At 53.0% G+C, this 10,468-nt stretch carries 13 protein-coding genes; 9 read left to right on the plus strand and 4 right to left on the minus strand.

Going from position 1 to position 10,468, the window contains the following annotated elements:
- Nucleotides 1–166: 166 nt before the first annotated feature.
- The 6 genes from GT748_RS09530 (at nucleotide 167) to GT748_RS09555 (ending at nucleotide 4,022) form a co-directional block, all read left to right on the plus strand.
- Nucleotides 167–802 carry a flavin reductase gene (locus GT748_RS09530; protein ID WP_021658428.1) on the plus strand — a complete coding sequence of 212 codons (636 nt, stop codon included), beginning with the start codon at nucleotides 167–169 and terminating at the stop codon, nucleotides 800–802.
- A gap of 160 nt (nucleotides 803–962) precedes the next feature.
- Entirely contained in the window at nucleotides 963–1,337 is a 375-nt protein-coding gene (locus GT748_RS09535; protein WP_021658427.1) for a GntR family transcriptional regulator, read from the plus strand.
- Between the two features lie 23 nt (nucleotides 1,338–1,360).
- The gene (locus tag GT748_RS09540) at nucleotides 1,361–2,230 is read left to right on the plus strand and encodes an ABC transporter ATP-binding protein (RefSeq protein WP_021658426.1); all 870 of its coding nucleotides are present in this window, start codon (nucleotides 1,361–1,363) and stop codon (nucleotides 2,228–2,230) included.
- Entirely contained in the window at nucleotides 2,230–2,991 is a 762-nt protein-coding gene (locus tag GT748_RS09545) for a hypothetical protein (RefSeq protein WP_021658425.1), read from the plus strand. The genes GT748_RS09540 and GT748_RS09545 overlap by 1 nt, the downstream gene beginning before the upstream one ends.
- 30 nt (nucleotides 2,992–3,021) lie before the next feature.
- On the plus strand, nucleotides 3,022–3,492 hold the full coding sequence (locus GT748_RS09550; RefSeq protein WP_021658424.1) for a hypothetical protein: 471 nt from the start codon (nucleotides 3,022–3,024) through the stop codon (nucleotides 3,490–3,492).
- 401 nt (nucleotides 3,493–3,893) lie between these two features.
- The gene (locus tag GT748_RS09555) at nucleotides 3,894–4,022 is read left to right on the plus strand and encodes a helix-turn-helix transcriptional regulator (protein ID WP_161222337.1); all 129 of its coding nucleotides are present in this window, start codon (nucleotides 3,894–3,896) and stop codon (nucleotides 4,020–4,022) included.
- 724 nt (nucleotides 4,023–4,746) lie between these two features.
- On the opposite strand, the gene GT748_RS09570 is transcribed toward GT748_RS09555, so the two are convergent.
- The 4 genes from GT748_RS09570 to GT748_RS09585 form a co-directional block, all read right to left on the minus strand.
- Complete coding sequence (locus GT748_RS09570; protein ID WP_161213558.1) at nucleotides 4,747–5,292, minus strand: AAA family ATPase; 546 nt, start codon at nucleotides 5,290–5,292, stop codon at nucleotides 4,747–4,749.
- 199 nt (nucleotides 5,293–5,491) lie between these two features.
- The gene (locus GT748_RS09575; RefSeq protein ID WP_002578722.1) at nucleotides 5,492–6,268 is read right to left on the minus strand and encodes an ANT(9) family aminoglycoside nucleotidyltransferase; all 777 of its coding nucleotides are present in this window, start codon (nucleotides 6,266–6,268) and stop codon (nucleotides 5,492–5,494) included.
- 24 nt (nucleotides 6,269–6,292) lie between these two features.
- Nucleotides 6,293–7,063: a nucleoside phosphorylase gene (locus GT748_RS09580; RefSeq protein WP_002578723.1), complete on the minus strand. Its 771-nt coding sequence runs from the start codon at nucleotides 7,061–7,063 to the stop codon at nucleotides 6,293–6,295.
- 24 nt (nucleotides 7,064–7,087) lie between these two features.
- Complete coding sequence (locus GT748_RS09585; RefSeq protein ID WP_002578724.1) at nucleotides 7,088–7,885, minus strand: helix-turn-helix domain-containing protein; 798 nt, start codon at nucleotides 7,883–7,885, stop codon at nucleotides 7,088–7,090.
- A 338-nt stretch (nucleotides 7,886–8,223) separates the two neighbouring features.
- Here GT748_RS09585 and GT748_RS09590 point away from each other — a divergent pair, with 338 nt between their 5' ends.
- From GT748_RS09590 to mobV, 3 genes are all read left to right on the plus strand, one after another.
- On the plus strand, nucleotides 8,224–8,637 hold the full coding sequence (locus tag GT748_RS09590) for a cysteine-rich VLP domain-containing protein (protein WP_058722955.1): 414 nt from the start codon (nucleotides 8,224–8,226) through the stop codon (nucleotides 8,635–8,637).
- 111 nt (nucleotides 8,638–8,748) lie between these two features.
- Nucleotides 8,749–9,144: a replication initiator protein A gene (locus GT748_RS09595; protein ID WP_008666017.1), complete on the plus strand. Its 396-nt coding sequence runs from the start codon at nucleotides 8,749–8,751 to the stop codon at nucleotides 9,142–9,144.
- Nucleotides 9,145–9,326: 182 nt separating this feature from the next.
- Nucleotides 9,327–10,271 carry a MobV family relaxase gene (mobV, locus tag GT748_RS09605; RefSeq protein ID WP_122790866.1) on the plus strand — a complete coding sequence of 315 codons (945 nt, stop codon included), beginning with the start codon at nucleotides 9,327–9,329 and terminating at the stop codon, nucleotides 10,269–10,271.
- Nucleotides 10,272–10,468 lie beyond the last annotated feature (197 nt).

A 10,468-nucleotide genomic window follows, 5' to 3' on the forward strand; every position in this document is an offset into this window, starting at 1 on the left:
GGTCCGCCCCCCTCATAAATTGCCCCCCGGCGGCCTATCCTGGAAGGGGGGATGTCTGTCTCTCTCCTCTTTTTTGCAAAACCTCTTGCATTTCTTGGATAAACATAGTATAGTTAATACCAGAAACAGGAATGATTCCTATTATTGTCATAACGGAGGCGCAGGTATGGACTTAAAAGCATTTTACAAACTCACCTATGGGCTCTACATCCTCTCCAGCGAGTTTGAGGGAAAGGCGGCCGGCTGCGTCGTCAACACCCTCACCCAGGTGACGGCCGAGCCCGTCAAGGTGGCGGTGGCGGTGAGCAAGGACAACTTCACCACCCAGATCATCGCCAAGTCGGGGCGGTTTGCTGCCACCTCGCTGTTGCAGGAGGCCAGCATGGACCTCATCGGGCGCTTTGGCTTTCGCTCCAGCGCCGACGAGGACAAGTTTGCCGCCACCCCCCACGCCCGGGACAGGGCGGGCATCCCCTACGTGACCGAGAGCGCCGCCGCCTTTGTCAGCTGCAAGGTCATCGACCAGCTGGACCTGGGCACCCACATCCTCTTTATCGGCGAGGCGGAGGAGGCCGAGACCCTGAGCCAGGACGAGGTGCTCACCTACACCTATTACCAGACCGTCAAAAAGGGCGGCACCCCCAAAAACGCCCCCTCCTACAAGGGAGAGGCGGCCGCCCAGCTCGCCGTCAAGGGCTGGCGCTGCACCGTCTGCGGCTACATCCTCGAGTCGGAGACCCTTCCCCCCGACTTTGTCTGCCCCATCTGCCACCAAGGGGCCGACAAGTTCGTCAAGCTGTGACCCCTTCCGCCCCCTCTCCCCCGCCCTTTTGGGCGGGGGATTTTTTTGTCTGCCACCCCCCGACCAAAATTTCAGGAAGAAAACGGTTGACAAAGGGAGCGCAAAGTTATATAGTTAGTTACACAAGTAATGAACTAAATAACAAGAGGGAGGGATCGCCGTGCACCTGGACTTTGGCAGCGACCTGCCCATCTATCAGCAGATCACCCGCTCCATCGAGGACGACATCGTCCTGGGGGTGTTGCCGGAAGAGGGACAGATCCCCTCCACCACCGAGATCTCGGTGGGCTACAAGGTCAATCCCGCCACCGTGGCCAAGGGGTATAACCTCCTTGTGGAACAGGGAATTTTGTACAAGAGAAGAGGCGTGGGAATGTTTGTCAAAGAAGGGGCCAGGGAGATCCTCCTGGCCAAGAGGAGAGAGGACTTTTACGGCACTTATGTGAGCGCCCTGCTCAAAGAGGCCGAAAAGCTGCAAATCAGCGTGGACGACGTCATCGCCCTGTTGCAGCGCGCCAAAGCCGACCGCGGCTGAAAGAGAGAGGAGAGAGTCTGATTATGGCAACCATTGCAATTCACGGCCTCTGCAAGAGCTACGGCAAGACCGAAGTGCTCAGAGACATCGACCTGACCTTTGAGGAGGGACGCATCTACGGCCTGTTGGGGCGCAACGGGGTAGGCAAATCCACCCTGCTCAACCTGATCACCCGGCGCATCTTCCCCGACCGGGGGGAGATCGCGGTGGACGGGGTCCCCGTGGGCGGACCCGGGGACCCCCTGCGCAAAATCTACTGCATGAGCGAGGCCGCCCTCTACCCCGAGAACATGCGGGTGGCCGAGCTCTACCGCTGGACGGCCGACTTCTACCCCCACTTCGACCGGGCCCGGGCCGACCGGCTCACCGCCGCCTTCGGCCTCGACCCCAAAAAGCGGATCAAGTCCCTCTCCACCGGCTACGCCTCCATCGTCAAGCTGATCGTCACCCTCTCCTCCGGCGCCGAGGTGCTCATCTTCGACGAGCCGGTGCTGGGACTGGACGCGGGGCACCGCAGCCTGTTTTACAAAGAGGTGCTCTCCCTCTACGGGGAGAAAGGCTGCACGGTGGTCCTCTCGACCCACATCATCGAGGAGATCTCCGACCTGCTGGAGTCGGTGATCATTCTGGAGGACTGCCGGGTGCTGGCAAGTGAGAGCGTGGACGGGCTGCTAGAGCGCTACCACTGCGTCTCCGGCGCCGAGGGCGAGGTGATGGGCTACCTCTCCGGGCGAGAAGTCGTCCACACCGAGCGGATGGGCCCCTACCTCTCGGCCACGGTGGCCGGCCCGGCCGACCGGGAACAGGCCGACCGGCTGAACCTGACCCTGATGCGACCCAAACTGCAAGATCTCTTCATCCACCTGACCCAGGGCAAAGGAGGTACACTGTAATGAAACACACCCTCACCGTCATGCGGTACAATCTGTCCGACTTCCTGCGGCCCACGGCCATCTTTTTCTCCATCTACACCGCCTTCGTCCTCCTCAACGCCCTGCTCTCCTACCTGCTCCCCGGGGGGAACACCGTCGGCAGCGACCTGGCCATCCTCATCTTCCTCTTTGTCTGCGGGGTGGTGGGCTTTCGCTACAACTTTTTCTTCGCCATGGCCAACAACATCTCCCGCCGGGACTTCTTCCTGGGCACCGCCCTCAGCGGGCTGCTGCCGTCCATCGGTTCGGCGGCGGTGATGATCGTCATCAACCGCCTCATCAGCCTCTTCTACCCCATGCCCACCCTGTACACCCTCTGCTTTGAGCGGGAGCGGCTGGTCTTTGGCCCGGACGGCATCGCCATCGTCGCCCAAAGTGCGGGCAAAGAGGCCCTCACCCTGCTGATGAGCTTCCTCTTCCTGGCGGTGCTGGGCTTCTCCATCTACCTGGTCGGCTTTTTCATCAGCGCCCTCTTCTACCGGATGAACAAACTCCTGCGGATGACCCTCTGGATCATCCCCTGGCTGCTGGTGGTCCTCCTCTCCCTTCTGTGGCCGACCCTGCCCCAGTCCTTTACCGGCAGTGTGATCCGCTTCTTTGCGGCCATTCTGGGGATCACCTCTCACAGCGCTTGGCCCGCCATGGGCACCGCCATGGTGCTGGCGCTGCTCCTCACTTTCTGCGGCTGGCTGCTGACCCGGCGGGCCGTCCTCAAGAAATAGCCGCCTGGGCGGCAGAAAGGGGGGATTGGTATGGGACACCTAGGCTTTTCCTACATCGGCCTGCTCTGGCTGGCAATGCTCTTCGTCCCCAACCTGTACTGGGTCAAGCGCCAGCCCACCGGCTACACCGCCGCCGGGGAGAGCCGGCTGCTGGCGGCCCTGGAGCGGATAGGGGAAGCCGGCGTCACCTGCTGCGCCCTGGTCTTTTCCGACTTCAACCTGCGCCCCCTCTCCCCCCGCAGCCTCTGGCTGGCCCTCTCCCTCGTCCTGATGATGGCCTACGAGTGCTGGTGGGTGCGCTACTTTCGCAGCGGGCGCACCCTGCGGGACTTCTACCGCCCACTGCTGGGCGTCCCGGTGGCCGGGGCGACCCTGCCGGTGCTGGCCTTCCTCGCCCTGGGCATCTACGGCCGGGTGGTCTGGATGGTGCTGGCCGCCCTGGTCTTGGGGGTGGGGCACATCGGCATCCACCTGCAACACCGCCGGGAGATCGAGGGGTGAATCCCCCTCCCCCCTCTTCAAAAAGCCGCCCCCAAAAGGGGCGGCTTTTTTCTGTCTTTCCTTTGGGCGCCCCTTGCCGCTAAAGCGCTGCCGGCAAGGGCACCCCGCTTGGCAGCCGGCGGCCGCCCTCCCCACAGATGCCTTCCCATCAATGGGCAGCCCGTCCTTCCCCCTGCCAAAAGAGGGGGGCTCTCCCCTTCCCCCCTTTGATTCCCCGCGCAGATGGGGTATACTGAAATGGCGGGGCTTTCTCCTAAAAAACCGCGCCGCCATGCGGTTGCAACCAGCGGTTGTCAAAATTGCCTCCCCCGGTTGGTGGAAGGAGAGGGGCTTTTCCCCTATGGTGGAGACAGCCGCGGCGACAGCGCCCGGCAAACCAATGGACAAGGTGGATGAAATCGATGGACATATCTGAAAAGCTGTACGCCCTGCGCAGGGGCCGCCAACTCTCGCAGGAGGAGCTGGCCGAGATCCTGGGGGTCTCCCGCCAAGCGGTGCAGAAGTGGGAGTCCGGGGGTTCACTTAGATAAAGATACCACATCAATCCCACGCTGACTTTTGCTCAACCGATACAGCCGGAGGGCTGGATAACAAGAAAAGGCGGTATGCGCCCCGTGGAGGGGTAGCGTACCGCCTTTTCTTGTGGGGGTTTCCAAAGGGGGCAACGCCCCCATTTGGCACACGACTTTGCGAAGCAAAGTGTAGTGTGTTATACGCTCTGTCGGCGTTGCCGTGAAAATGCCGTTGCCGCCGGGGAGGGCAAGGGCATTTGGAGCAGCAGGAAAACAGGGCTGTGCTTGCGTGGCGTAGAGCCGTAAGCACAGGTCTGGTTTCAACAGCAGACTGGGCGTATATGAAAGCCCCCGTCCCTCGTCCTACGCTCCGACTTGTGGACAAAGTGTCCCGAAGTTGTGGCTACACTCCCGGAAAAGTAACAGGACAGCGGGCAACCGTCAAGGCTGAAATGAACGGGCTTACACCCGGCCTTGACCGCCACCCGCCGTCCCGCTGAATGGGTGAACAAGGCGACCAATCCCTCAAAGTGCTTGGCCGCTCTCTTTCTGATTTTGGAGTGTTTCTTTTCTCATAATTGAAATGGGCGGGAAGCCATTTTAGGGCTTTCCCGCCTTGATTGCCCATCAGCAAAGCCAGACGGGACGGTCAACGGCGGCGCATGAAATGCGCCGTTCATCTTGACCGTTGACTGGCTTTGCTATTTCTCTGATAAATGAAATTTCGATTTTTAGAAATCGTTTAAGATAGCAATGCGGCTCCACTTGAAATTTTTTCTTTTACTGCAAAAACAGCCTCTTGGATAGAATAGGTTGTCGTTTCTATAACATTCGATTCATATATCCCCAAATTACAAAATTGCTCCCACATTGTTTCTACTAATTCAACATTTGTTTTTCTGTCTAATTTTGAACGTTCCACAGCTCGTTTCATAGTTTCTTCTTTACTGGCTCTTAAAACAATATAGTGTACTTCATAATCTTCTCGAACAAGGGCTCTCCATGGTTCTAAAAACCACGGCCCGACAATTCCATCTACAATTACATCATATCCGCCGCGGGCATAGCGCTTTGCAGCTTCTAAAAAGGCTTCAATGACAACTAAATTTTGTTCGTTGGACTCTGGTAAATGCGGCGATATTGCTCCTTTGCTTAAATAATGAAAAAAGTCGTCTGTGTGCATATGCACAGATTTATCCATGTTCGATTCTTTTGCGACAATCGACGCAGTTGTTGTCTTTCCTGTTCCCGGCGAACCTGTAATCACAATAATTCTTCCTTGATTCATCTACATTCTCCCTCGCAATTCAGATTTACCGCTCTCTTTCTGATTTTGGAGCGTTTCTTCTCTCAAGATTGAAATGGGCGGGAAGCCATTTTAGGGCTTTCCCGCCTTGATTGCCCATCAGCAAAGACGGGCGGGACTGTCAACGGCGGCGCATTTATGCGCCGTTCATCTTGACCGTTGATTGGCCCCGCTAACTTTGCTACTCTGTTCTAAGTAATTCCTCAATTTGTTTTTTCATATATTCTACAAGTGCCATCGCTTCCTTTTCTACAGTCTCCCATTCATCAGACAAATTTCCCAAATAAGCTTCCTTTGCCGTTGTTAGCAGGGGGGGAAATCTCTCCGGCAATTTTAAAATTACCCATTTTGCGGCAACATCTTTTGTCGTGATTTCTTCTGTTACTAAAGTAAACCACATTCGTGATAAGGTTAATAACACATTTCTTTCATCACCCTTAAAGCTGGAAATCAAACCAGGTAAAGAAAACCGAATTGCTTTTTTAATTTCGTGAAATGGGATAGCGGGAATAAGCTCTTTGCTTTCCGCCCCCTTCAAAGTTATGCTATTTTTTCTTGCTTGCCATAATAAAATCATTATATCTGGGTCATTGCAGGCTTGCGGATATTCTCCTGCTTCCATCTCTCCCCTTAGCCATTCACCATACATATACTGACATTTTGGCGGAAATTGCAACGGAACAATATCAGATTGATTGATAATAGTTACCTCTAAAGGTCTTTTTTCAATACAGCCTACGGAGCCAGAAATTTTCAATAATTGCTTTGTTAGATCTGCTCTGATTGAATTACTCAATTCTTGTTTAGTAATTATCAGTATATCTATATCACTATCTGGACGCAGCCCATTCATTGTTGCTGAACCATATAAATATATCCCCAATATTTGACCTTGTAATATGGTTTCTGCTATTGAAATAACTTGATTTACTTGTTGTGGAAATTCATTTATATTCATTGTAACTCCTATATGTATTTATTTTTACTCCTCAACAACTGATAAAACAGCGTCTAAGGCTAATTCTAAGGCTATGGATATACTTGTTTTTCCCCATTCTCTTTCTTGGTATTTATGAGGGTCTGCAAGAGTATCGGCTGAAAAAAGCAGCATAGCCCATGTAACTTTTCTAAATTTTGCACACGCCGCCAATGCGGAACATTCCATTTCTACTACTTGACATCCCTCTTCTTTCCGATACTGAACCATTTCTACTGTTTCTCGATAAAAACCGTCTGTTGTCCATGTTTTAACTTCCCAATATGGTATATTCTTTTGGCTTAAAGCAGATTCAATCGCATTTATACCAGCCTTTGAAATCTCTACTTCTCGGGAGGGAGGAAGATAATGGTAAGATGTTCCCTCATCTCTCAATGCAGAAACAGGTATCAAAAATCTATTTTCCGGGATGTCTTCCAATACGCCGCAGGAGCCGACGGAAATAATCTTTGTTACACCCCCTGCAATTAAATATTCTAAAACTTGGACGGCAGCAGCACTTCCCACAGGAGCCGGACATAGACATATTTTCTCCTGATTATAAAGACATTCATAAATAGGATATCGTCTTGTTGCACTTTCAAATTCATCTATCTGTATTCCATCATGGGTATGTGCATAATTTTCAACCTCGTCTCCTAAAAAAGCAAACACTGCTTTTGCAGGAAAACATTTTTTCCCATTTCCCGGCTGAAAAACAGCTTTTGATGCGGTATCGTACTCTAAAACAGGGTAGTCATGCTTTACTAATGGCATATTATTATCTCGAATAACAGGCTATTATTCTATTCCTTTCATCATCTTTTTTGCCAACTGCTTGAACAGGTCGGCAGTTTCTTCATCCATCGGCGTAAGCTGTCCGATCTGTCCGGCAACCATCGCCGCTACATCGTCAATGGAAAGCGGGTTTTGCTTCTGTTCCGCCAATGCGTCCCGCATGGCTTGGAACATCGCGGCGGTCACAGCTTCTCCCGGCTGTTCCCCGTTGTCAATGTCTTTCTTAATATCCCGCAGGATAGCAAGGAACACATTTTTGATTTTCTCAATCTCCGCCTCATGTTCCCCCATCTTCTGGGCGTTCAAAAGCTGTAAATCCTGCTTTGCTTCCGCCCGGTGTTCCGGGTGTTCTTTCATCAGGTCGGACAGGGAAGCCGTTGCTATCTCGATAAGCTGGTTTCTTGCTGTTATGCCTTTTGCCGCTGTGTCCTGAAAATAAATCCGTATCAAATCTATCAGCTTAGGGAAATTCCTGTGTTCCAACAGGCGGTTGAGGATTTGCACATCAACAGCACCCGTCACGAGCCCCCTCACGGCTCCCTCGGACAAGCCTAATTCAGAAATATCGTAGCTTTTACGGACGCTCACGGTGGATAAGCCCAGTATGTAGTCTGTCGATACCTTAAATTCCTTTGCCACGCCTATGAGAATATCACTGCTGACCGTTCTCGTTTCGCCGCTGACAATGCGGCTCAACTGGGAAGCGGAAACCCCTATCTTCTCCGCAAGCTCCTTTTGTGTGATGTGGTTCCCGTTGCATAAATCGGAAATCCGCTGTCCGGGTGTTCCGGGTAAAGCCATAGATACGCACCTCCTCCGCATACTTCCATTATACAGAATGATTGCAAAAATGCAATTTCCAAAGTGTAAACTTCATCAAAATGCAATTCTCGCAAAATTCCGGGGATTGCATTTTTTTCGTGTAGACTTAGGGTAGTTCATCGATGGACAGCACCTTGAAAACAGAATGACCGTCCGAAAAGGAATACCCCGGCTGGGGAAGCACCGCAAGGAACCGGACTTCGAGACAAAATGTCCCGAAGCTGCGGGGAGCGTGCCAACGCCGGAACACGCCGCAGGAATGGGGCAGGAAACCTTTTCGGGGAGAACGGCAACGGAAAGCAAAATGGAGGGAACGCATGAGAGATAACCCCTATAAAGACTTGCCGCCACTGGAACGCAGGCCGGACGGTTCCCTTTACCGCATGACACCGGCGCAGAGAAAACAGGCGGCCAGCCTGATACGCCGGGAGTGTTGTTGCTGTGAGGACGGCAACTGCATTGTCCTTGATGATGGGGACACCTGCACCTGCCCGCAGACGATTTCTTTCTCGGTCTGCTGTAAGTGGTTCCGCTGGGCGGTCTTGCCGCTGGACGGGACGCTGGAAGCGGAAATTTTCCGGGATAAGGACTTGAAACGCTGTGCGGTCTGCGGTGGCGTGTTCGTCCCCAAATCCAACCGGGCAAAATACTGCCCCGGCTGTGCCGCCAGAGTTCACAGGCGGCAGAAAACAGAAAGTGAACGGAAAAGGAGGTCTGCTGTGGACAGTTAGGAGCGAAAAAAGCCTTGATTTATCAGGCTTTGCAAGCCCCAAACCGGGGCAGGTGGTATAAAGTATCGCCCGCCCCGGAAAACGGGCTTCTAACCGTCCACAAAACGAACTATGACAAATACCATCTATATCCACCAGCCGGAAAAGGCGTTCAGCTTCACCCGGCTCCCGAATTTTCTCTTTGAAGCCCCCACATTCAAGCCCCTGTCCAACGAGGCAAAGGTTCTGTACGCCTTTATCCTGCGCCGGACAGAGTTATCCCGCAAGAATGGGTGGGCGGATGACTGCGGACGGATTTTCCTGTATTACCCTATCTGTGAAGTGGTCACACTGCTCCATTGTGGGCGGCAGAAAGCGGTGAATACCCTGCGGGAACTGCAATACGCCGGACTGGTGGAGATCCAGAAGCAGGGCTGTGGAAAACCCAACCGCATTTTCCCAAAATCCTATGAAGCGGTTCCAAACACCGACTTTAAGAAATCCCGTTCTGGTACACCGGAGGACTGAAAACCGTACCCATGAAGTACGGAAATCACTCCTGAGACGTACGAAAACCGGACGGTATATAGAAATACAAAGATAAAAAGATTGATTTATATTCTATCCATTCCAATCCTATCCGAGCTATTTTCTGCGGGATTTTCCCTGTGGAAAACCCCGGATAGGAAAGGAATGGGGAAAGGAGCAGAATGGCACAACACGCAATTTTACGGTTTGAGAAGCACAAGGGCAACCCGGCAAGGCCGCTGGAAGCCCATCACGAAAGACAGAAAGAACAGTATGCCAGCAATCCCGACATTGACACAAGCCGGAGCAAATACAACTTCCATATCGTCAAGCCGGAGGGACGCTATTACCACTTCATTCAGAGCCGGATTGAGCAGGCCGGGTGCCGAACCCGCAAGGACAGCACACGGTTTGTCGATACGCTGGTAACTGCCAGCCCGGAGTTTTTCAAGGGGAAATCCCCAAAGGAGATACAGGCGTTTTTCCAGAGGGCGGCGGACTTCCTCATTGGCCGGGTAGGACGGGAAAATATCGTGTCGGCGGTGGTACACATGGACGAGAAAACGCCCCACCTGCATTTGACCTTTGTTCCGCTGACAAAGGACAACCGCCTGTGTGCAAAGGAGATTATCGGCAACCGGGCAAACCTGACGAAGTGGCAGGACGATTTTCACGCCTATATGGTGGAGAAATATCCTGACTTGGAGCGTGGGGAGAGCGCCAGCAGGACAGGCCGGAAGCATATCCCCACCCGGCTTTTCAAACAGGCGGTTTCCCTCTCCCGGCAGGCAAGAGCCATTGAAGCCACACTGGACGGCATTAACCCGCTGAACGCCGGAAAGAAAAAAGAGGAAGCCCTCTCCATGCTGAAAAAGTGGTTCCCGCAGATGGAGAATTTCTCCGGGCAGTTGAAAAAGTACAAGGTCACAATCAATGACCTGCTGGCGGAGAATGAGAAGTTGGAAGCAAGGGCAAAGGCCAGCGAAAAAGGAAAGATGAAAGATACGATGGAACGGGCAAAGCTGAAAAGCGAACTGGACAATTTACAGCGGCTGGTTGACCGTATCCCGCCGGATATACTGGCGGAACTGAAACGTCAGCAGCGGCACACGGTAAAGGAAAGGTGATAGATATAAGCAGAAATTTTCGCCGCCTTTGTGCGGCATTGTACCTTGAAAACTGAATATGGAGGACACTGGATGGCAAAAAGTGAAAGCGATATTTTTACACCCCGAACAGGGCAGGTTATACAAGCAGAGAACGGCACGCAGTATTTTGTATGTGGGAACAACCGTATAAAAATCTCCGAACACTTCGCCGCAGG

The organism is Bittarella massiliensis (ex Durand et al. 2017) (genome assembly GCF_009876955.1).
Taxonomy (GTDB): Bacteria; Bacillota; Clostridia; order Oscillospirales; family Ruminococcaceae; genus Bittarella; species Bittarella massiliensis.

Coding starts and splice junctions, on each gene's coding strand:
- GT748_RS09530 (WP_021658428.1), top strand. CDS start 167: ATGGACTTAAAAGCATTTTACAAACTCACCTATGGGCTCTACATCCTC.
- GT748_RS09540 (WP_021658426.1), top strand. CDS start 1,361: ATGGCAACCATTGCAATTCACGGCCTCTGCAAGAGCTACGGCAAGACC.
- GT748_RS09545 (WP_021658425.1), top strand. CDS start 2,230: ATGAAACACACCCTCACCGTCATGCGGTACAATCTGTCCGACTTCCTG.
- GT748_RS09550 (WP_021658424.1), top strand. CDS start 3,022: ATGGGACACCTAGGCTTTTCCTACATCGGCCTGCTCTGGCTGGCAATG.
- GT748_RS09555 (WP_161222337.1), top strand. CDS start 3,894: ATGGACATATCTGAAAAGCTGTACGCCCTGCGCAGGGGCCGCCAACTC.
- GT748_RS09570 (WP_161213558.1), bottom strand. CDS start 5,292: ATGAATCAAGGAAGAATTATTGTGATTACAGGTTCGCCGGGAACAGGA.
- GT748_RS09575 (WP_002578722.1), bottom strand. CDS start 6,268: ATGAATATAAATGAATTTCCACAACAAGTAAATCAAGTTATTTCAATA.
- GT748_RS09580 (WP_002578723.1), bottom strand. CDS start 7,063: ATGCCATTAGTAAAGCATGACTACCCTGTTTTAGAGTACGATACCGCA.
- GT748_RS09585 (WP_002578724.1), bottom strand. CDS start 7,885: ATGGCTTTACCCGGAACACCCGGACAGCGGATTTCCGATTTATGCAAC.
- GT748_RS09590 (WP_058722955.1), top strand. CDS start 8,224: ATGAGAGATAACCCCTATAAAGACTTGCCGCCACTGGAACGCAGGCCG.
- GT748_RS09595 (WP_008666017.1), top strand. CDS start 8,749: ATGACAAATACCATCTATATCCACCAGCCGGAAAAGGCGTTCAGCTTC.
- mobV (WP_122790866.1), top strand. CDS start 9,327: ATGGCACAACACGCAATTTTACGGTTTGAGAAGCACAAGGGCAACCCG.